The 19,552-nt window shown below is 60.7% G+C and carries 18 protein-coding genes; 8 read left to right on the top strand and 10 right to left on the bottom strand.

Translation table 11 applies throughout. The features are described 5' to 3' along the window. Window positions 1-3: 3 nt before the first annotated feature. The gene (gene guaD / locus FHT93_RS09415; RefSeq protein ID WP_183847211.1) at window positions 4-1,311 is read right to left on the bottom strand and encodes a guanine deaminase; all 1,308 of its coding nucleotides are present in this window, start codon (window positions 1,309-1,311) and stop codon (window positions 4-6) included. Beyond that, window positions 1,308-2,546, bottom strand: a complete 1,239-nt coding sequence (locus tag FHT93_RS09410) for a urate hydroxylase PuuD (RefSeq protein ID WP_113016949.1) — start codon at window positions 2,544-2,546, stop codon at window positions 1,308-1,310. The genes guaD and FHT93_RS09410 overlap by 4 nt, the downstream gene beginning before the upstream one ends. A 167-nt stretch (window positions 2,547-2,713) precedes the next feature. Between FHT93_RS09410 and FHT93_RS09405 the strand changes: the two genes are divergently transcribed. Beyond that, the gene (locus FHT93_RS09405) at window positions 2,714-2,908 is read left to right on the top strand and encodes a hypothetical protein (RefSeq protein WP_049811456.1); all 195 of its coding nucleotides are present in this window, start codon (window positions 2,714-2,716) and stop codon (window positions 2,906-2,908) included. 368 nt (window positions 2,909-3,276) lie between these two features. On the opposite strand, the gene FHT93_RS09400 is transcribed toward FHT93_RS09405, so the two are convergent. Next, on the bottom strand, window positions 3,277-4,806 hold the full coding sequence (locus FHT93_RS09400) for a winged helix-turn-helix domain-containing protein (RefSeq protein ID WP_113016950.1): 1,530 nt from the start codon (window positions 4,804-4,806) through the stop codon (window positions 3,277-3,279). A gap of 252 nt (window positions 4,807-5,058) precedes the next feature. Here FHT93_RS09400 and FHT93_RS09395 point away from each other — a divergent pair, with 252 nt between their 5' ends. After that, window positions 5,059-5,391, top strand: a complete 333-nt coding sequence (locus FHT93_RS09395) for a hypothetical protein (RefSeq protein WP_029868753.1) — start codon at window positions 5,059-5,061, stop codon at window positions 5,389-5,391. Between the two features lie 30 nt (window positions 5,392-5,421). Here FHT93_RS09395 and FHT93_RS09390 read toward each other — a convergent pair whose 3' ends face one another. Further along, complete coding sequence (locus FHT93_RS09390) at window positions 5,422-6,318, bottom strand: LysR substrate-binding domain-containing protein (RefSeq protein ID WP_183847209.1); 897 nt, start codon at window positions 6,316-6,318, stop codon at window positions 5,422-5,424. A 100-nt stretch (window positions 6,319-6,418) separates the two neighbouring features. Between FHT93_RS09390 and FHT93_RS09385 the strand changes: the two genes are divergently transcribed. Next, window positions 6,419-6,616 (top strand): hypothetical protein, encoded by a 198-nt coding sequence (locus FHT93_RS09385; RefSeq protein ID WP_183847590.1) that lies wholly within the window; start codon window positions 6,419-6,421, stop codon window positions 6,614-6,616. Here the strand turns inward: FHT93_RS09385 and xdhC are convergent. The 4 genes from xdhC to FHT93_RS09365 are packed head-to-tail and all read right to left on the bottom strand — an operon-like array spanning window position 6,592 to window position 12,052. Further along, window positions 6,592-7,443 carry a xanthine dehydrogenase accessory protein XdhC gene (gene xdhC / locus FHT93_RS09380; RefSeq protein WP_246781568.1) on the bottom strand — a complete coding sequence of 284 codons (852 nt, stop codon included), beginning with the start codon at window positions 7,441-7,443 and terminating at the stop codon, window positions 6,592-6,594. The two genes, FHT93_RS09385 and xdhC, sit on opposite strands and share 25 nt — an antisense overlap. Before the next feature lie 2 nt (window positions 7,444-7,445). Next, window positions 7,446-9,782 carry a xanthine dehydrogenase molybdopterin binding subunit gene (xdhB, locus tag FHT93_RS09375; RefSeq protein ID WP_183847207.1) on the bottom strand — a complete coding sequence of 779 codons (2,337 nt, stop codon included), beginning with the start codon at window positions 9,780-9,782 and terminating at the stop codon, window positions 7,446-7,448. Beyond that, window positions 9,782-11,248, bottom strand: coding sequence for a xanthine dehydrogenase small subunit (gene xdhA, locus FHT93_RS09370; protein ID WP_183847205.1), 1,467 nt, complete (start codon window positions 11,246-11,248; stop codon window positions 9,782-9,784). Before xdhA ends, xdhB begins: the two co-directional genes overlap by 1 nt. 27 nt (window positions 11,249-11,275) lie before the next feature. Then, the gene (locus FHT93_RS09365; RefSeq protein WP_183847204.1) at window positions 11,276-12,052 is read right to left on the bottom strand and encodes a 3-hydroxybutyrate dehydrogenase; all 777 of its coding nucleotides are present in this window, start codon (window positions 12,050-12,052) and stop codon (window positions 11,276-11,278) included. A gap of 180 nt (window positions 12,053-12,232) precedes the next feature. Here FHT93_RS09365 and glpK point away from each other — a divergent pair, with 180 nt between their 5' ends. Then, window positions 12,233-13,726 (top strand): glycerol kinase GlpK, encoded by a 1,494-nt coding sequence (gene glpK, locus FHT93_RS09360; RefSeq protein ID WP_113210800.1) that lies wholly within the window; start codon window positions 12,233-12,235, stop codon window positions 13,724-13,726. 4 nt (window positions 13,727-13,730) lie between these two features. On the opposite strand, the gene FHT93_RS09355 is transcribed toward glpK, so the two are convergent. Then, window positions 13,731-14,702, bottom strand: coding sequence for a helix-turn-helix domain-containing protein (locus FHT93_RS09355; RefSeq protein WP_113210801.1), 972 nt, complete (start codon window positions 14,700-14,702; stop codon window positions 13,731-13,733). Between the two features lie 117 nt (window positions 14,703-14,819). On the opposite strand from FHT93_RS09355, the gene FHT93_RS09350 reads away from it, so the two are divergent. Next, the gene (locus FHT93_RS09350) at window positions 14,820-15,461 is read left to right on the top strand and encodes an HD domain-containing protein (RefSeq protein WP_183847202.1); all 642 of its coding nucleotides are present in this window, start codon (window positions 14,820-14,822) and stop codon (window positions 15,459-15,461) included. A 48-nt stretch (window positions 15,462-15,509) separates the two neighbouring features. Here FHT93_RS09350 and FHT93_RS09345 read toward each other — a convergent pair whose 3' ends face one another. Then, window positions 15,510-16,472 carry a hypothetical protein gene (locus FHT93_RS09345; RefSeq protein WP_183847200.1) on the bottom strand — a complete coding sequence of 321 codons (963 nt, stop codon included), beginning with the start codon at window positions 16,470-16,472 and terminating at the stop codon, window positions 15,510-15,512. A gap of 203 nt (window positions 16,473-16,675) precedes the next feature. On the opposite strand from FHT93_RS09345, the gene FHT93_RS09340 reads away from it, so the two are divergent. From FHT93_RS09340 to FHT93_RS09330, 3 genes are all read left to right on the top strand, one after another. After that, window positions 16,676-17,050: a YciI family protein gene (locus FHT93_RS09340; protein ID WP_183847198.1), complete on the top strand. Its 375-nt coding sequence runs from the start codon at window positions 16,676-16,678 to the stop codon at window positions 17,048-17,050. Next, entirely contained in the window at window positions 17,047-18,306 is a 1,260-nt protein-coding gene (locus FHT93_RS09335) for an RNA polymerase sigma factor (RefSeq protein WP_112543472.1), read from the top strand. The genes FHT93_RS09340 and FHT93_RS09335 overlap by 4 nt, the downstream gene beginning before the upstream one ends. A gap of 181 nt (window positions 18,307-18,487) precedes the next feature. After that, window positions 18,488-19,549, top strand: a complete 1,062-nt coding sequence (locus FHT93_RS09330) for an LLM class flavin-dependent oxidoreductase (RefSeq protein WP_113144416.1) — start codon at window positions 18,488-18,490, stop codon at window positions 19,547-19,549. Window positions 19,550-19,552: the final 3 nt, after the last annotated feature.

The following is a 19,552-nucleotide window of genomic DNA, read 5'->3' as shown; positions in this document are numbered from 1 at the left end:
CTGCTAGAGCCCGCTTTTCATCGCGACGCCCGCGACGTAAGTTTCCGCAACGGCGCGGTCGTCACCCATGGTCTGCAGCAGGAACAGTTCCTCCGAAAGCGTCTTTACGACATCCATTTTCAGGGCCATGGCCGGTGTTGCGGCCGCGTTGAGAACGACCAGGTCGGCGTCCGAGCCCGGCTCCAGCGTGCCGATCCTGTCCGCCAAAGATAGCGCCTCGGCATTGCCGAGGGTCATGTAATAGTAGCTGTCGAGTGGGTTCAGCCGTTCGCCGAGAAGCTGCTGGATCTTATAGGCTTCGTCCATGGTCCGCAGCATGGAATAGCTGGAACCACCGCCGATATCGGTGGCAACGCCGATGCGAACGGGCTTCTCGCGGCGGGCGAGCGCCTTCAGCGGGAAGAGGCCGGAGCCGAGGAAAAGGTTGGAGGTCGGGCAATGGACGGCGACCGCTCCGGCCTCGCTCATGGCATCGGCCTCACGGTCTGAAAGATGGATGGCGTGGCCGAAGAGGCTCTTCGGTCCGAGCAGGCCATAGCGGGCATAGATATCGGTGTAGTCGGCCGCATCAGGATAGAGTTCGCAGGTGAACTTGATCTCGTCGTGGTTTTCCGACAGATGCGTCTGGATGTGCAGATCGGGAAACTCGCGGGCAAGCGCTGCCGTCGCCTCCATCTGCTCCGGCGTCGAGGTGATTGCGAAGCGCGGCGTGATGGCAACGTGGTTGCGGCCCCTGCCGTGCCAGTCGGCGATCACCTGCCGGGTCTCGTCGTAGCCCATCTCAGGCGTATCGAGCAGGCCTTGCGGCGCATTGCGGTCCATCATCACCTTGCCGCCGACCATGCGCATGTTTCGGCGCATGGCTTCCGCAAAAAAGGCATCCGCCGAGGTCTTGTGCACAGAGCAATAGGCAACGGCCGTCGTCGTGCCGTGACGGATCAGTTCGTCGTAGAAATGCGTGGCAATCTTCTCGGCATGGGCGCTTTCGACGAAGCGGCATTCCTCGGGGAATGTGTAGGTATTCAGCCATTCCAGAAGGTTTGCGGCATAGGAAGCGATCACCTGCATCTGCGGGAAATGCAGATGCATGTCGATGAGGCCGGGCATGATCAGATGCGGACGGTGATCGATTTCGGCGACCTCGGCAGGCGCCTTGGCCTTGACGTCAGCATAGGCGCCGATAGCAGCGATGATGCCATTCTCGATCAACAGACCGCCGTCTGTCTCGTAGAAATAGCTCTCGCTATCGGCGAGGCTGAGCGGAGCGCGGCGGAAGGAGAGCAGGCGCCCGCGCAGGAGTGTCATGGTCATTCTTGTTTGCCTTCGACTGCGCTTTCGAACCAGGCGACGAGCAGCTTGCGCTCATCCGGTGTAATGTCGGTCACGTTCCCCGGCGGCATGGCATGGCTGCGGCCCGCCTGTATATAGATTTCGCGGGCGTGCGCAGCGATTTCTGCGTCATTTTCCAAGATTACGCCCTTCGGCGGCCGGGCGATACCTTCATAGACCGGCTCTGCCGCATGACACATGGAACAGCGCGTGCCGATCAGCTGTTTGACGGCGGGAAAATGTGGATCGCCGGCAAATTGCTGGAAGGCGGGTGCCACGGATGCGCTCTGATCCTCGCCGGTCAGGATCTTCGGTGCAGTCGACAACCACATGATGAGGATGAAGAGCACGACTGTGACGATCCAAGTCCAGGTCGGTCGTCCCTTGCGGGCATGGGTGGTGTTGAACCAGTGGCGTATCGTGACCCCCATCAGGAACACCAGTGCGGCGATCACCCAGTTGAAGGCGGTGCCGAAGGCCAGCGGATAGTGGTTCGACAGCATGAAGAAGATGACAGGCAGCGTCAGGTAGTTGTTATGCAGCGAGCGCTGCTTGGCCATATAGCCATATTTGGCATCCGGCGTGCGGCCTGCGATCAGGTCGGCCACGACGATCTTCTGGTTGGGAATGATGATCATGAAGACGTTGGCCGACATGATCGTGGCGGTGAAGGCGCCGAGATGCAGGAAGGCGGCACGGCCGGTGAAGACCTGGGTATAGCCCCAGGCCATGAAGACCAGCACGACATAGAGCACCGCCATCAGGCCCCAGGTGTTCTTTCCGAGCGGCGACTTGCAGAGCAGGTCGTAGACGATCCAGCCGAAGCCGAGCGATGCGAGCGAGATCAGGATGGCGGCCGGCTTGGAAATATCCAGCACGTGGCGATCGATCAGGAAGAGGTCGGCGCCGCCGTAATAGACGATGCAGAGCATCAGGAAGCCCGAGAGCCAGGTGAAATAGCTCTCATATTTGAACCAGGTCAGGTGTTCCGGCATCTCGGCCGGCGCCACCAGATATTTCTGGATGTGATAGAAGCCGCCGCCATGGACCTGCCATTCCTCGCCGTGAACTCCGGCTGGCAGATGCGGGCGCTTCACCAGGCCGAGGTCGAGAGCGATAAAATAGAAGGACGATCCGATCCAGGCGATCGCGGTAACGACGTGGAACCATCGCGCCGCAAAGGCCAGCCATTCCCAGGCTATTGCATACTCATACATTCAGTTCCCCTGTTCTTCTTCCCGACTCGTGAGATTGCGAGAAATTCAAGCGGGAGGAAAGGGGGAACTTGGGGTTTCTTGCCGCAGTGGACGTTGCAGTAAGAGCTTGCCGGGTGCGGCATATGTGCTAAGGCATCGCAACGAAGCTAATAAGGAGCCGCTGAAACATGCAGATCGAAGTCCCTTGCCCGAAGTGCCGCAACACGCGCATGAAATTTCCGCGCCCGCAGCCGATCGACAGCGACATCATCACTTGCTTCAGCTGCAATTTCGAACTCGGCACTTACGGATCGATCAAGACCAAGATGGTGGCGATGCTGAACCGGGTTGCCGCTGCCGAACAGCAGCAGAAGAAACACTGATCTACGGTTTCGGCCGGTGCGGCTGAGCCGGACGAAGCAAAATCCCATACCCGGGGAGCGCTGGCCAATTTCGCAAGCTTTTGCGGATGAAGGCAATCATTCCTGCAATCTTCGGATCGGCTGAGGCTCGAACCTCTGGCTCGGCGATGCAGTCGGCAATGTCCTCCAGCAGGCGGGCATCGAATTGGCCGACGGATCGTGGTGCAGGGGCGGGCCTGCCCTGATCGAGTGACAGTATCATCAAGGGCGATAACATCGAAACCTCCCAAAGTGCCGCGCTCCCTGCGCGGTAAGAGGAGATTGCTTCGCGGGCGTGCGCAGGGTCCTTTAGCGACCCCCTAAAAGATCCAAAAAATTCCGAAGCGTCCCTAAGCCTCCGGCAGGCCGGCGCTGCGTAGACCCTCCAGGACAAGGGCCCGGCGTTCGGGAATTTTGGTCGCCTGCCCGGCCGCGATGCTTGCCAGCGTGCTATCGGGCGCGATGCGCAACAGATGTTGCAGGAAGCGTTTGGCCTCTTCGACACGACCGAGGTTCATATTGTCGGTGATCAGGATCCAGACCGTCGGATCGAAATTCGGGTTCAATGCCAGTGAACGCGATGCCCACAGAAGCGATTGCTCATAATTGCCGCGGATCATCTCGATATCGGCGAGGCCGCAGAAGGTGATGTGGGCGTAGGGATCAAGCGGGCTCAGCCGGTGGGCACGCGTGAGATATTGCTGCCCCCGATCAAGATTGCCGCAATGAACGTGGGCAATTCCGGCTCTTACGACAACGCTCAGACTGTTGGGATTGAGATCGACGGCGGCCTGCATGATTGCCAGACCCCAATCATATTCGCGCCCGACCTGAATGAGCGACATGCCGCAGGTGGCCATGATCGTGGCGTCGCCTCTGGCCAGTTCGATGCCCCGGCGCGCGAGCGCGACACATTTTTCTGCATCATCCGGCCCAAAGGGCGGCCAGCCCATCGTTCTGCGATGTTCGAGAGTATAGGAGGCGAGCGCCAGAATGCGGGCATTATCCGGCTCGCGTTCGAGCGCCTCGGTCAACAGAGCATGGGCTTCTGCATTCTGCCTGGAGGTCTCGGCAAGAATCTTCGGCAGGACCTGCAGGCAGATATCATAGACGGAGATGCTGCCGGGCCGTTCCCGCCGTGCGTGTTCCAGTTCGGCGCGCTGGACATGGGGCTCGATCCCTATGGCGACGGATTCGGTAATGCGGTCCTGAAACTCGAAGACATCTTCGAGATCGCCGTCAAAGCTTTGCGCCCAGAGCTGCATATTGGCGGCGGCATCCACCAGCCGGGCATAGATGCGTAATCTGTTGCCGGATTTGCGCAGGCTTCCTTCCAGCACATATTTGACGCCGAGTTCTCCGGCGATCTTCCTGACGTCACCCATGCCGCGATAGACGAAGCTGGTATTGCGGGCAATGACCGCAAAGGACCTGAAGCGGCTGAGCGCGGTGATGACATCGTCAACAACCCCATCGGCAAAATATTGCTGCTCGGGGTCGCCGCTGAGATTTTCGAAAGGCAGTATCGCGAGAGACGGGAATATGTCGTCGCCGATATCAGAGGTCGGCGTCTGGCTCCTGAAGAGGCGATAACCGAGGCGTGGCAGCGTGACGATCCATTCCTGCCCGTCGGGTCGCTGCCCGAGCGCCTTGCGCAGATGCGCGATCTGTACGGAAAGATTGCCTTCCTCGACCATCAGTCCCGGCCAGCCCGCTTCGATCAAGGCATCCTTTCCGACCGGTCTGCCGTCCGCATCCAGCAGTGCCGTGAGCAGAGCGATTGCGCGCTGGCCGAGCGGGACTGGCTGCCCATCCCGCCGCAGAATGCCGCTGGCGGGGTCGAGCATGAAACGGCCAAAAGCATATCGCGGGTCTTCCATCAGAATACTTATATCCGCGCAATTTGAGGTGGCAATCTGGTTGTGCATCCTGCTGCCAAGCAGACGTGTGTTTCGCGTGCCTTAAAAAACGGCCGATTTCTGCGACATTTTATCCGTCGTGAATGCCTCAACGTGGAACAGAAGGTTCCTTGAAATGTGCAGATCGAATTACAGTTGTTAAATATTGGGCCGCCGGAACGAGGTGGAAACCGCACGACACTGGCGGCGCATTCATCGACGGAGAAGATGCCCATGCGCAGCATTCTGACATGCGTGATGATTGCATATGCGTCGTTTGCGACGGCCCACGACGCCGCTACGGGTTGGAGTTACGACCCTTACTGTTGCAATGGAGATGCTCATAACGGCGATTGCCAGATGATCCCGTCCAAAACCGTGGCCATTACTCCCAATGGCTATCTTCTGACGTTAAGGCCCGGCGATCACCGGCTTGTGACGCGCGACCATGTTTTTCTGCTGCCGATGACCAAGGCGATGCATTCGGGTGACAGCGACTACCATCTCTGCCTGTTTCCGAACGAGGATACGCCGCGATGTTTCTATGCGCCCGACATGGGATACTGAGCGATGCGCATTTCTTAACGCGCTGTATAGTCAGGCTTGCTCGACGTTGAATTTCTCGAGCAGCCATTTCCGGAAATTTCTTATTTTCGGAACGTTTCGCCTGTTTTCTGGATAGGCGAGCCAATAGTCGCGTCCGTCATTGCCGGTCAGTTCGAAGGGCTGGTAAAGCCTGCCGGCCGCGACATCGTCCTGGAAATGGCCGGGATTGAGCATGGCGACACCGCCGCCGGCGATCGCGATGCTGGCATCGAGGATCTGGGTGCCGAATTCGCTTTTCGGATACCGGGAGAGATCGGCATCCTTGACGCCGGCGGCCGCGAACCATTCCGCCCACCAGGAATCGCCGGCGCTGATCAGGAACAGTTTCAGGAGATCTGCGGGTTCGTGAATGCCGCCCATTTCGACAGCGAGCTTGGGGCTCAGCATGGGGGAATAGTCGAGCTTCATCAGCCGGTGGCTGATGAGCCCCGGCCAGTCGCCGCGACCCCAGCGGATCGCTACATCTGCGGCCTCTTTCTGGAAATCGACGATATTGCCCGAGGTGACCAGCCTGACGGCAATATTGGGGTATTGCAGCTGGAAGGAACCGATATAGCGCGACAGCCATTGCTGGGCGAAAGTCGCCGTCGAATGGATCGTCAGCGTTTCCTCCGTCGTCTTGCGCATCGAGGCCATGGCTTCGATCAGGATGTTGAATGCATCCGAGACCCTCGGCGCCAGGTGTTCGCCTGCTTCGGTCAGCTCGATCTGACGCGGGCGGCGAAGGAAGAGGGGCTCACCGATATTCTCTTCCAGAAGTTTGATCTGGTAGCTGACGGCCGTCTGCGTCATGCCGAGTTCATCCCCGGCCCTGGTGAAGCTGCCGAGCCGGGCCACGGCTTCGAAGACGCGCAGCGCATTCAGCGGGAACTGTTTCGACAGTTTCATGAATAAGTTCTCTTTATGGATGCAGACGGTTGTTCGATTGGAATTGCAGCATTTTTCCCGGCAAACTGCAATCATCTCATCAAGCCATCGAGGTGATGTCATGGATTGCCAAGCTATCGACGACAGCCGTACTCCAGCAAGAGAGGCGCTAATCACCACCGTCATTCGCCGGCTGGCCGGCGGAATCGGCAGCCGGATACCGCGGCTGGATATGGATGCCATGCCCGATCGCATCAAGCGCGATCTCGGTTTCCTGGACGGACGCGATCCGCACTACGAGGACGATCGGTCGCGGTAGGAGGCCAGTGCGGTCAGGATCTCGGCGGCCGTCATGGCGGCGATGACGTGAGGGCGCTTGTCCTTCACTGCCGATCCGCCGATCGGCAGTGTAAGGCGATCGAGCCAGGAGCGTTCGCCGCCTGCCTCGCGGGAAAGCCAGTTCGCGAAGGTCGCCCGCTTGGTGGCTGAGCCGATCATGCCAGTATAGGCAAAGTCTGCGCGGGCGAGTGCTTCCCGCGCGATCAGAAAATCCAGCGCATGGTCATGGGTGAGAATGACGAGTGCCGCACCTGCAGGCATGTCCTTCACCAATGCCTCGGGCATCGGCACCAACAGGCTTTTTGTCGAGACCGGAAGATTGGCGAGTTCGTCTTTCCGGGTCTCGATGACGGTGACCGAAAGCGGCAGCGGCGCGAGTGCCGCGGCAAGCGCACGGCCGACATGGCCGGCACCGAAGACATAGACTTCCGGCAGCTGTTCGGCTTCGCTTTCCCGCTTTTTCTCCAGCTCGTTCCTGACTGCATCCGTTACAGGCCGGAAGCGCAGTTGCGTGCGGCCGCCGCAGCACTGGCCGATTTCGGGGCCGAGCGGAATATCCATGGTGTCAGTACCGCCAGTGCCGGCGAGCAGGTCGCGGGCATTGCCGATCGCCATGAATTCGAACTGGCCGCCTCCGATCGTGCCCCAGAGGCTGCTGCCCGAAACCAGCATGAAGGCGCCGGCCTCGCGCGGTGTCGAGCCCTGCGTGCCAGTTATTTCGACAAGGATCACATCGGGCTGGAGGGTCAGAAAGGCGCGGAAGTCGCTGCCGGGCACAAAACCGGAAAGGATTTCGCGCCGGGTCATGGCTACACCCTCTTCATCCTCTCGACCGCCATCAGCACGCGTTCGGGCGTTGCGGGGGCATCGAGATGGGGGCAGACGCGGTAGTTGGCGACGCTGGCGACGGCCATGGAGAGCGCTTCCAGCACGGAGATCGCCAGCATGAAGGGCGGTTCGCCGACGGCCTTGGAACGGCCGATCGTGGCTTCCGCATTCTCGGACCATTCGGCGAGGCGCACGTTGAAGATCTTCGGCCGGTCGGAGGCGAGCGGGATCTTGTAGGTGGAGGGGGCGTGCGTGCGCAGGCGGCCCTTGTCATCCCACCAGAGTTCCTCGGTCGTCAGCCAGCCCATGCCCTGGACGAAGGCGCCCTCGACCTGGCCGATATCGATTGCCGGGTTCAGCGAACGGCCGACATCGTGGAGGATATCGGTGCGGTCGATCAGATATTCGCCGGTCAGCGTGTCGATCGTGACCTCGGTGCAGGCGGCGCCATAGGCGAAATAATAGAACGGCGTGCCGCGGCCGGCCTTGCGGTCCCAATGGATCTTCGGCGTCTTGTAGAAGCCGGCGGCCGACAGCTGAACACGGGCGAAATAGGCCTGCTTGATGAAATCAGGGAAGGGGATTTCGATCTCGCCGACCCGCAGGCGGTTCGGCAGGAAGATGACCTCCGAGACCGGCACTTCCCATTTCTCCGCTGCGAACGCGACCAGCCGTTCCCTAAGCTGGCGGGCCGCATCATAGGCGGCCATGCCGTTCAGGTCCGAACCAGAGGAGGCGGCGGTCGCCGATGTGTTCGGCACCTTGCCCGTCGTGGTCGCCGTGATCTTCACGCGGTCTATATCGACCTGGAAGCTGTCGGCCAGAACCTGTGCCACCTTGGTGTAGAGGCCCTGGCCCATTTCCGTGCCGCCATGGTTCAGATGGATCGAGCCATCCTGATAGATATGGACGAGGGCGCCGGCCTGGTTGAAGGCGGTCATGGTGAAGGAGATGCCGAATTTCACTGGCGTCAGCGCAATGCCCTTGCGGATATAGCGGTTGTCGCGATTGAAGGCGACGATGGCGTTGCGCCGGGCACGGTAGTCGGCGCTGTCTTCGAGTTCCTCGACGACGCGGGCGATGATGTTGTCCTCGACCTCCTGATGATAGGGCGTGGTCGTGCGCCCCGAGCCCGGCTGGCCGTAGAAATTCAGCTTGCGGATATCGAGCGGGTCCTTGCCGACGGCATAGGCGATCTCTTCGATGAAGCGCTCGGCGCCGAGCATGCCCTGCGGGCCGCCGAAACCGCGAAACGCGGTGTTGGAGACGGTGTGGGTCTTCAGCGGCTGCGAGATCAGATGCACATGCGGATAGAAATAGCTGGAATCGGCATGGAACAGCGCGCGGTCGGTGACGGGGCCGGACAGGTCGGAGGAAAAGCCGCAGCGGGCCGAATAGGTGGCGTCGACCGCGTGGATCCGGCCTTCTTCATCGAAACCAAGTTCATAGTCGACACGAAAGTCGTGCCGCTTGCCGGTGGCGCTCATGTCCTCGTCACGGTCCGGGCGAAACTTGATGGCGCGCTTCAGCTTCTTGGCTGCCACTGCGGCCAACGCTGCGAATTGATTGCCTTGCGTTTCCTTGCCGCCGAAGCCACCGCCCATGCGGCGCACGTTGACGGTGACGGCGTTCGAGGGAATGTTCAGCACATGCCCGACGATATGCTGAATTTCGCTCGGATGCTGGGTAGAGGACCAGACGGCGACCTCATCGTCCTCACCAGGGATCGCCATGGCAATATGGCTCTCAAGGTAGAAATGCTCCTGGCCGCCGATGCGCATCTGGCCCTTCAGCCGGCGCGGAGCATTTTCCATTTCCGCTTTCGCTTCGCCACGCTGCAGCGTCATCGGGGTTATGACGAGCGGGCTGCCATTTTCAATGGCGCCGTCGATGTCGCTCCAATGGGGGAGATCGCGATATTCGATCTTCGCCTTGCGCGCTGCGCGCCGCGCGATCTCGCGGGTTTGCGCGATCACCGCAAAGATCGGCTGGCCGTGGAATTCGACCTTGGTTTCGGCAAGCAGCGGCTCATCGTGGCTGCCGTTCGAGCTGACGTCGTTGACGCCGGGAATGTCCTTGCCGGTGAAGACCCAGACGACGCCGGGGCAGGCCGCGACCTCGGAGAGATCTATCGAGAGGATCTCGGCATGGGCGCGGTCAGACATTCCGAGCGCGCCATGCAGGAGATCTGCGGGTTCTGGAATATCGTCGATATAATCGGCACTTCCGGTGACATGCTTATGCGCTGAATCATGGCGTAGCGAGACATGCATCTGGCCGTTGATGAGCTTGCGATCCTCGAAGGTGGACTTGTCCATTACGCCACCTCCTCGAACCGCTTCAGCTCGGCGGGCGCACCGACCGTTTCGAGGTAAAACCGCGTCAGCAGGTTCTTGGCTGTCAGTTGGCGATATTCCGCTGTGGCGCGCCAGTCCGTCAGCGGCTGGAAGTCGGCGTCAAAGGCAGGGCGTGCAGCCTCGATGGTCGCTTCGCGCCAGGGCTTGCCGATCAGCTCGGCCTCGACGCTGCGGGCGCGCTTCGGTGTTGCCGCCATGCCGCCAAAGGCAATATGGATCTCGGTGACGCGCTCGGCCTCGTCCAGCACCAGATAGAAGGCACCGAGCACGGCGGTAATATCCTCGTCTCGGCGTTTGCTGATCTTGTAGGCGGCGAACTTGGCGTCTGCGACCGGGTAGGGCACGAAGACGCTCTCGACGAATTCGCCCGGTTTCCGATCCTGTTTGCCATAGGCGATGAAGTAGTCCTCGAGCGGCAGCCTGCGCACACCTTCGATCGAGCGCAGCGTCAGTTGTGCGCCGAGCGCGATGAGGGGCGGCGGGCTGTCGCCGATCGGCGAGCCGTTGGCGATGTTGCCGCCGATGGTGCCCATGTTGCGCACCTGATCGCCGCCGATGCGTGTTATGAGGCGGGCAAAGGCGGGTATCTTACGGGCGATGGTCTCAAGCGCACGGGTATAGGTGACGCCGGCGCCGATGGTAATGCCGTATTCGCCTGCAATGATCGACTGAAGCTCCGTCAGATGATTGATGAAGATGACGGGATCTAGCTCACGCATCTGCTTCGTCACCCAGAGGCCGACATCGGTGGAGCCGGCAACGATGGTCGCCGTCGGCTCGGCGGCCAGCACCCGCGCAAGCGCGTCGGCAGAGCGGGGCACAATGAGGCGGCCCTCTTCTGACGCAATCGAGATCGTCTCGGATGCCTGCATGGCCCAGAGACGGGCAATGATTTCGGCGCGGGTCTTTTCAAGTGGATCGAAAAGCGTGCTTGGGCGCTGCAGGCTCACCTGCTCGGCGGCCTTGACGATGGGCTCGTAGCCGGTGCAGCGACAGAGATTGCCCTGCAGCGCCTTTTCGATCTCGGCACGATCCGGCTTATCGTTGGAGAGCCAGAGCCCGTACAGGGACATGACGAAGCCAGGCGTGCAGAAGCCGCATTGGGAACCGTGGCAATCGACCATGGCCTGCTGCACCGGATGCAGCGTGCCATCCTTTGCAGCCAGGTGCTCGATCGTCACGACGTGGGTCGCGTGCAGCGAGCCGATGAAGCGGATGCAGGCATTGACGGATTCATAGAAGAGCTTGCCGTCAATGAGCCGGCCGATCAGCACGGTGCAGGCGCCGCAATCGCCCTCGGCGCAGCCTTCCTTGGTGCCTGTCAGCCGTCGCTTCAGCCGGAGAAAATCGAGAAGAGTCTCCGTCGGCCGGACGTTGCCCAAAGTAACGTCCTCGCCATTGAGGATGAAACGGATGCTGTCGTTCATGATATTCCCGGATGTTTTCTAAAATCGTTATGCCGCCGTCCAGCCCCCGTCAATCGAGATATGCGTGCCGGTCACCTGCCGGGCTTCCTCGCTTGCGAGGTAGAGCGCCAGCGCGCCGATCTCCTCGGCCTTGACGAATTCGTGCGTCGGTTGCGCCTTGAGGATGACCTCGGTCTTGACCTGCTCCTCCGTCATGCCGCGCGCCTTTGCTGTATCCGGGATCTGTTTTTCGACCAGCGGGGTCAGCACGTAACCGGGGCAGATCGCATTTACCGTCACGCCGAATTCGGCGAGTTCAAGGGCGGCCGTCTTTGTCAGACCCAATATACCATGCTTCGCCGCTACATAGGCAGATTTGAAGGGCGAGGCGACCAGGCCATGCGCCGAAGCGATGTTGATGATGCGGCCGTGTTTTTTCGCCTTCATCAGCGGGATCGCAGCACGCATCGTATGGAAAGAGCTGGACAGATTGATGGCGATGATCTGATCCCACTTTTCGATCGGGAAATCCTCGATCTTTTCGACATGCTGGATCCCGGCATTGTTGACGAGCACATCGACTGTCCCAAAGGTCTTGGCCGCAGTTTCGACCAGATCGGCAATCTCTGATGGCTTCGTCATATCGGCCGGGTGATAGAGGGCCTTGGCTTTCGACGATGATTCAAGGCGCTCGACTATCGCCTTGATTTCATCTTCTTTTCCGAAGCCGTTGATGACGACGTTGTCGCCCCTGGCGGCAAAGGCAGTGGCAATCGCAAGCCCGATGCCGCTGGTGGACCCGGTGACGACGACTGATCTGCTCATGCTACTTCCTCCCTGACAATGAGATGCTGCATTGCAGCGTTAGAGCGAGGTTATGCTCAAAGGCGTCGGGCTGGCAATCGGGAAGTGGTTGAGGGCGCCACTGCCAGTTACGCCCTTCCAAGCCGGGCGGACCTGCCCTATTGATTTGCCACGGCAACAGCATGCAGCGGGAGGAATCGCATGGGTGGATATGTTCTGGCGGTCGATCAGGGAACGACCTCGACGCGGGCGATCGTCTTCGATGGCGACATGAAGATCGCCGGCATGGGCCAGAAGGAATTCACGCAGTTCTATCCGCGCTCCGGCTGGGTGGAACATGATCCCGAGGAAATCTGGGATTCGGTCGTTTCCACCGTCCATATGGCGCTGCGCGAAGCCAAGGTGACGGCAAAGGATATTGCAGCACTCGGCATCACCAACCAACGCGAGACCGTCGTCGTCTGGGAGCGCGAGAGCGGCAAGCCGATCCAGAATGCCATCGTCTGGCAGGACCGGCGCACGGCAAGCTATTGCGACAATCTGAAGCGGCAGGATCTGGAGCGCACCTTCACGAAGAAGACCGGGCTCATTCTCGATCCCTATTTCTCGGGCACCAAGCTCTCTTGGATGCTTGCAAACGTGAAGGGCGCGCGGGCGAGAGCAGCGCGCGGCGACCTCTGCTTCGGCACGATCGACACGTTCCTCATCTGGCGGCTGACGGGCGGCAAGAGCTTCGTGACCGACGCGACCAATGCCTCGCGCACGCTGATGTTCAATATCGCCACCAACGAATGGGACGAGGATCTGCTCGACATCCTGCGCGTACCGGCCGCCATGCTACCGGAAGTGAAGGATTGTGCCGATGATTTCGGCATCGTCGATCCCGAGCTGTTTGGTGCCGCGATCCCCATCCTCGGCGTTGCCGGCGACCAGCAGGCGGCGACCATCGGTCAGGCCTGCTTCGAGCCAGGCATGCTGAAATCGACCTATGGCACCGGCTGCTTCGCGCTTCTGAATACCGGCAGCGATATGGTGCGATCGAAGAACCGATTGCTGACGACCATCGCCTATCGCCTTGACGGCGAGACGACCTATGCGCTGGAGGGCTCGATCTTCATTGCCGGCGCGGCGGTCCAATGGCTGCGCGACGGCCTTGGCATCATCGACAGGGCATCCGATACCAATGGCCTGGCAGAGAAAGCCGATCCGACACAGGAGGTCTATCTCGTACCCGCCTTTACCGGCCTCGGTGCGCCGCATTGGGATGCCAAGGCGCGCGGCGCGATTTACGGCCTGACCCGCAATAGCGGCCCGGCCGAGCTTTCGAGGGCGGCGCTGGAGGCTGTTTGTTACCAGACGCGCGATCTCCTGGAGGCGATGCAAAAGGACTGGAAGAACGGCACAGACGACACGGTGCTGCGTGTCGATGGCGGCATGGTGGCTTCCGACTGGACGATGCAGCGTCTCTCCGACCTGCTTGAAGCACCGGTCGACCGCCCCGTCATTCTGGAGACGACGGCGCTGGGCGCTGCCTGGCTGGCCGGCAGCAGAGCCGGGGTGTGGCCGGACAGGGAGAAGTTTTCCGCGACCTGGAAGCGTGACCGGCGCTTCGAACCTTCGATGGACGAGAAGACCCGTGCCGTAAAGCTCAGGGGCTGGAGGAATGCGGTGAAGCGGACGTTGAGCGAGCTCTGATCGCTCAACTCACCGGGCTCATGTGTGCATATTGCTTGCGGTATTCCGCAGGCGTGACGCCGAGATGGCGCGTGAAGGCGCGGCGCAAGGTGTCGTCATCGGCAAAGCCGCATTCGCCGGCTACCTGTTTCGGCGCATGGCCGCTTTCGAGCAACCGGCGGGCGGCGGCGATGCGGGTGGATTCGACCCAGGCTGCCGGCGTCATGCCAACCTCGTCGCGGAAGAGCCGGGCGAAATGCCGCGGGCTGAGTTCCATCCGGCGGGCGAGTTCTGCGACGCTATGGTCGGCAGCGGGATTGGCGGCGATCCAGCGCTGTACTTCCTGAAGGGCCGAGCGTCCGGCAGGAGCAGCTTCGCCCTTGCGGCTGAACTGCATCTGGCCACCGGGGCGCTTGAAGAACATGACGAGCTGGGCTGCAATACGCATCGCCACGTCACGGCCGAGGTCCTCTTCGACAAGGGAGAGGGCAAGATCCAGTCCCGCTGTGACGCCGGCAGCGGTCCTCAACTCTCTGTCGGCCACATGGATCGCGTCCTCCTCTACCATCACGGCGGGATAGGCCTGTCTCAACCTCTCTGCGACGGCCCAGTGCGTGGTTACCCGCCGGCCCTCCAGCAGGCCGGCGGCTGCGAGCAGGAATGCGCCGCTGCAGACCGAGCCGTAACGGCGGGCGCCGGGTCCGGCCTTGCCGAGCCATGCCAGCAGCTTTGCATCATGCTCGATTTCAGCCGCATTGGGGCAGCCTGCAACAAGCAGAGTATCGAGCGGGCCGGTCTCGTCCTCGATCGTATAGTCGGCGATCAGGCGGATGCCGGAGGAACTGCGGATATGGCCGTGCGTGGTGGCGATGACGACGGGGCGATAGACTTGCCTGCCACTCTGCAGATTGGCTTCGGCGAAAACATCGAGCGGACCGGAAACGTCCAGAAGCTGAACGCCGGGAACGGCAAGGATGGCGATGGTCCTGGGCTTCATCTGACGGCCTCATGTCCGCAGCGGAATGGTTTTGGCAGAAAATGACGGATAGCGTCGATTGCTGACATATCCAGCCGCTTTTACGCTCCTTGGCATCCACCATCAAGGAGAAAGACGATGACATTGACGATCGGCGGCATCAGCATTCCCGACAGCAAGCTGGCACGCGACATTACCGAACTTGTCAGGGACACGGAATCGCCGCTGCTCTTTCATCATTCCAGCCGGGTCTATTATTTCGGTGCGCTCTCGGGCCAACGCCGCGGGCTGAATTTTGACCCGGAACTGCTTTATGCCGGCGCCATGTTCCATGACATGGGGCTGACACACCAGCATAGTTCGGAGCATGAGCGTTTCGAGGTCGACGGCGCCAATGCCGCTCGTGACTTCCTGAAAAGCTACGGCATCTCGCAGGCCAATATCGACACCGTCTGGACGGCAATCGCGCTGCATACGACAGCCGGTATTCCGAAGCATATGCATCCGGTCGTGGCCCTGGTGACGGCAGGTGTGGAGATGGATGTGCTCGGCATCGACTATCACGGCTTCGGTGATGCCGATCGCGAAGCGGTGGTGCACGCCCATCCGCGCACGCCGCATTTCAAGGAGGATATCATCCAGACTTTCTATGACGGCATCAAGCACAAGCCGGAAACGACCTTCGGCAATGTGAAGGCGGATGTGATAGCCGACAAGGAACCGCATTTCCACAGGGGTAATTTCTGCAGCGTGATCCGCAATTCGGCGTGGGGCGGCTAAGCCCTAGGGGCGGTGGCAGGCGGCTTGGTGACCGCCTGCCTGTTATCGTCATTTCTTCAGCCAGGGCGTTGCCGTGCTCCAGAAGATCACGTCGGCGCCGAGATAGTCCTCTGCGAAGGCAGTGAACTCTTCCTTGGTGAAGGGCTTCCTGGTCGCGGGGTTCCTGTAGGTCAGCGTCGGCTCCTGCACGGCGAGGCCGACATAGGAGAGCTTGCCCTTGTACTTGTTGAAGAAGGGGTAGGAATTCTTCATCTGCGCCTTGCGGTTCGGTACGATGTCAGGGCCACCGAGGCCGACATTGTTCTTCGCCGCAAAATCGAAGAGGCGGCCCATGTAATTATGGTCATTCTCCCATTCGCAGGGCCAGAAGTTCACATATTGCACGACCAAGGACTTTTCGAAGGCCTTGCGGGCGAAGGCGAGGTTTTCCATCTCGGCCGAGAAATAGGCGTCGCAGGAGAAGCCCTTCGGTTCATGCTTCGGGTCGAGATCGATGGAGGTTTCCGGCAGGTTGATGCCATAGACCTGGCCGTCGAACTTTTCGGCAAGTGCCTGCAACAGAGCCTGATAGCGAGTTCGAACGGCCGGGTTCCATTGCTGGGCGACCCAGCCGGAACCCACCGGCTTGTTTTCGCCGGGATTGTCGAATTGCGGGGTCAGGCCGCCATCATATTCCGGTTCGGTCAGCATATAGTCAGGGATGTTGCGCGCCTTCGGATTGAAGAAGCGATCCTGCACCTGGATGAACATCTTCTTGTTCAGGCTTTTGGCGATGGCCAGGTCCTGTTCGATTGCCGAAAAATCATACTGACCTTTTGCCGTTTCCAGGTTCTTCCAGGCATAGACGACCTGTACGCCACCGATATCGGGCCGGGCGAGTGTCGCCTTTGCAGCTGCGAGGTCGCCGGCCCCCATATAGAGGAAATTTTCCGGGGCGGACGCGGCATGGGCAGCCTGCGTCGACAATATGAGGGTGGCAAGTGCTGCGAGAAGTTTCTGAGATTTGTTCACGGCGTTCTCGAATGGAAAGGTGATGGAAGCGCCGACAGCTCTCAGGGTCAAATCAGGCAACTCAATGGCGTGGATTTCGAAGCCCTGTCATAGGCTAACTGCAGCGCTTCGATCAGATTTACTGATTTTCCTATTCGTAATTTTTTGATGCGGCCTGTCGGCCAAACGGTTACTCCTTCGTCATTCGGAAAGAGGAGTTACCGATGCTTTACGCAATCCTTTGCTACGCCAACGAGGAAACCGTTTTTGCCTGGACCGAGGAGGAAGAGGCTGCCGTCATGGGAAATCTGCATGCCGTGATCGAGCCGCTCGCCGTTGCCGGCAAGCTTGGCCCGACCGGCCGGCTGATGCCGACGACGGCCGCAGCGACCGTGCGCAAGGGCAGGGACGAGGCCTTCGTTGTCGATGGTCCGTTTGCGGAAACGAAAGAGGCGCTTCTCGGCTTCTATACGGTTGATTTCGAAACGCTGGATGAGGCGATCGCCTTCTCCAAACAGCTTTCGGCGGTCAATCCGGGTTCCACCTCTTACGAAATTCGGCCGTTCTACACCTTCAGGCCGGGAGAGATCGCATCATGACAGACATTGCCTGGATCGACCTCGCGCTTGCCTCGGCCCGGCCGAAGGCTCTTGGCGCTCTGCTACGCTATTTCCGCAATCTCGATACTGCGGAAGAGGCGTTTCAGGAGGCGTGCCTGAGGGCGATCCGGACCTGGCCGGAAAAAGGGCCGCCGCGCGACCCGACGGCCTGGCTGATCTTCGTTGGTCGCAACAGCGGCATCGATGCGGTGCGCAAGCGGGCGAAAATCCAGGCGTTGCCGGATGAGGATCAGATTTCGGACAAAGAGGACGCCGAAAGCGATATTGCCGATCGGCTGGACGATTCCCATTATCGCGACGATATCCTGCGGCTGCTCTTCATCTGCTGCCATCCGGACCTGCCGGCCACCCAGCAGATCGCGCTGGCGCTGCGCATCGTTTCCGGCCTGTCGGTGACACAGATCGCGCGTGCGTTCCTGGTCTCCGAAAGCGCCATGGAGCAGCGCATCACACGGGCCAAGGCGCGCGTGGCGAAAGCCGGTGTGCCGTTCGAGACACCGAGCCCGCAGGAGAGGGCCGAGCGGCTGGTGATCGTCAGCACGATGATCTATCTGATCTTCAACGAGGGCTACAGTCAGGCGGATCCGGAACAGGAGGCGGCTGCCTTCAGCGACGAGGCGATCCGGCTTGCGCGGCTGATGCTGCATATATTCCCCGCCGAACCGGAACTCATGGGGCTGCTTTCCCTCATGCTCTTGCAGATTTCGCGTCGGCAGGCACGCTTCAGCGCCGAAGATGAGATCGTGCTGCTCGAGGATCAGGACCGTTCGCTCTGGAACCAGCCCTTGATCAACGAAGCGCTGGCTCTGCTCGACAAGGCGCTGCGTCACCGCAAGCCCGGCCCCTATCAGCTCCAGGCAGCAATTGCCGCCGTCCATTCCCGTGCAAAACGCGCCGCGGATACTGACTGGGTGGAAATCGATCTGCTCTACCGCGCGCTGGAGCGCGTCCAGCCTTCACCGGTCGTGACGCTCAACCGGGCGGTCGTGGTCTCAAAGCTCAATGGACCGCAGGAAGCGCTCGATCTCATCGAACCTCTGGGCGAGAAGCTCGACGGCTACTTCTATTATCACGGGCTGCGCGGCAATCTGCTCAAGCAGCTTGGCCGTATCGCACCGGCCCGCATTGCCTTCGACCGCGCCATTGCGCTTGCGCACTCGGCGGCGGAAGCTGCCCATATCCGCCGGCAGATCGACAAGATGCAGGAAGAAGCGGCGCAGCCGGCGGCGAAATAAGCTGTACCTTCATGCGATGCCGCCCGCGACTTTCGGGGCACTGGCGTGGAAATCTTCGATCCGTGGTGGGTATCGGTCCGACGCGGCCATCAACTTTATCGAACAATCCGTTCCAGAATTTCCGTTTGCTCCGAGCCATGCCGGACCTTATCTCAGGCGCAAGTTAAACAGGATGCCGACCATGGAACTGGGCCTTTATACATTCGCGGACGTCAACCCCAATCCGTCCCGCAGCAAGGGCGTGGAAGCGGCCGAGCGGATCAAGCAACTGATCGAGGAGATCGAGCTTGCCGATCAGGTCGGGCTCGATGTCTTCGGGCTCGGCGAACATCATCGGCCTGACTATGTGGCATCGGCGCCGGTGGTGGCGCTTGCGGCGGCTGCGGCGAAGACGAAGAACATCCGTCTCAGCAGCGCCGTCACAGTTCTTTCCTCCGACGATCCGGTGCGGGTGTTCCAGCAGTTTGCGACGCTGGACCTGATTTCCAACGGGCGCGCCGAGATCATGGCGGGGCGGGGTTCCTTCATCGAATCCTTCCCGCTCTTCGGCTACAATCTCGAAGATTATGATCAGCTCTTCGAAGAGAAGCTCGATCTTCTTCTGGCTCTGCGCGACAGCGAGATCATCAACTGGCAGGGCGAACTGCGCGCGCCGATCAATGGGCGCGGCGTCTATCCGAGGCCGCTCCAGGATCCGCTGCCTTTGTGGATCGCCGTCGGCGGCACGCCGCAGTCCGTGGCGCGTGCCGGCGCGCTTGGTCTGCCGGTCGCGCTTGCCATCATCGGCGGCGAATACCCGCGCTTTGCGCCACTCTTCGACCTCTATCGGGAGGCCGCCCGCCGGGCAGGGCAGGATGCGGCAAAGCTGAAGACCAGCATCAATGTGCATGGTTTCATCGCCGATACGACCGAGGCGGCGGCAGACCAGTTTTACGGTCCGCAGGCTGAAGTGATGAACCGCATCGGCCGCGAGCGCGGCTGGGGTCCGACGAGCCGGGCGCATTTCGACATGTCGCGCGGCCCGACCGGCAATCTCTTCCTCGGCGATCCGGAACTCGTGGCTGAGAAGATCGTTGCTGCACACAAGGTTTTCCGCAACGATCGCTTCCTGCTGCAGATGGCGATCGGCCTGATGCCGCATGATCAGGTCATGCGCGGCATCGAGCTCTACGGGACAAAAGTGGCGCCGATCGTCAGAAAGGCATTGACTGAAACTTCCGAAGGCGCGAAAGCCACCGCCTGACGA

The organism is Rhizobium sp. BK379, assembly GCF_014193955.1.
Lineage (GTDB): Bacteria > Pseudomonadota > Alphaproteobacteria > Rhizobiales > Rhizobiaceae > Rhizobium.
The sequence above is the reverse complement of the archived record's forward strand: the minus strand, read 5'-3'. Positions and strand labels throughout refer to the sequence as shown.

Bases quoted from the DNA above. Each gene is read 5' to 3' on its own strand.
- guaD (WP_183847211.1), bottom strand. From the start codon at position 1,311: ATGACCATGACACTCCTGCGCGGGCGCCTGCTCTCCTTCCGCCGCGCT.
- FHT93_RS09410 (WP_113016949.1), bottom strand. From the start codon at position 2,546: ATGTATGAGTATGCAATAGCCTGGGAATGGCTGGCCTTTGCGGCGCGA.
- FHT93_RS09405 (WP_049811456.1), top strand. From the start codon at position 2,714: ATGCAGATCGAAGTCCCTTGCCCGAAGTGCCGCAACACGCGCATGAAA.
- FHT93_RS09400 (WP_113016950.1), bottom strand. From the start codon at position 4,806: ATGGAAGACCCGCGATATGCTTTTGGCCGTTTCATGCTCGACCCCGCC.
- FHT93_RS09395 (WP_029868753.1), top strand. From the start codon at position 5,059: ATGCGCAGCATTCTGACATGCGTGATGATTGCATATGCGTCGTTTGCG.
- FHT93_RS09390 (WP_183847209.1), bottom strand. From the start codon at position 6,318: ATGAAACTGTCGAAACAGTTCCCGCTGAATGCGCTGCGCGTCTTCGAA.
- FHT93_RS09385 (WP_183847590.1), top strand. From the start codon at position 6,419: ATGGATTGCCAAGCTATCGACGACAGCCGTACTCCAGCAAGAGAGGCG.
- xdhC (WP_246781568.1), bottom strand. From the start codon at position 7,443: ATGACCCGGCGCGAAATCCTTTCCGGTTTTGTGCCCGGCAGCGACTTC.
- xdhB (WP_183847207.1), bottom strand. From the start codon at position 9,782: ATGGACAAGTCCACCTTCGAGGATCGCAAGCTCATCAACGGCCAGATG.
- xdhA (WP_183847205.1), bottom strand. From the start codon at position 11,248: ATGAACGACAGCATCCGTTTCATCCTCAATGGCGAGGACGTTACTTTG.
- FHT93_RS09365 (WP_183847204.1), bottom strand. From the start codon at position 12,052: ATGAGCAGATCAGTCGTCGTCACCGGGTCCACCAGCGGCATCGGGCTT.
- glpK (WP_113210800.1), top strand. From the start codon at position 12,233: ATGGGTGGATATGTTCTGGCGGTCGATCAGGGAACGACCTCGACGCGG.
- FHT93_RS09355 (WP_113210801.1), bottom strand. From the start codon at position 14,702: ATGAAGCCCAGGACCATCGCCATCCTTGCCGTTCCCGGCGTTCAGCTT.
- FHT93_RS09350 (WP_183847202.1), top strand. From the start codon at position 14,820: ATGACATTGACGATCGGCGGCATCAGCATTCCCGACAGCAAGCTGGCA.
- FHT93_RS09340 (WP_183847198.1), top strand. From the start codon at position 16,676: ATGCTTTACGCAATCCTTTGCTACGCCAACGAGGAAACCGTTTTTGCC.
- FHT93_RS09335 (WP_112543472.1), top strand. From the start codon at position 17,047: ATGACAGACATTGCCTGGATCGACCTCGCGCTTGCCTCGGCCCGGCCG.
- FHT93_RS09330 (WP_113144416.1), top strand. From the start codon at position 18,488: ATGGAACTGGGCCTTTATACATTCGCGGACGTCAACCCCAATCCGTCC.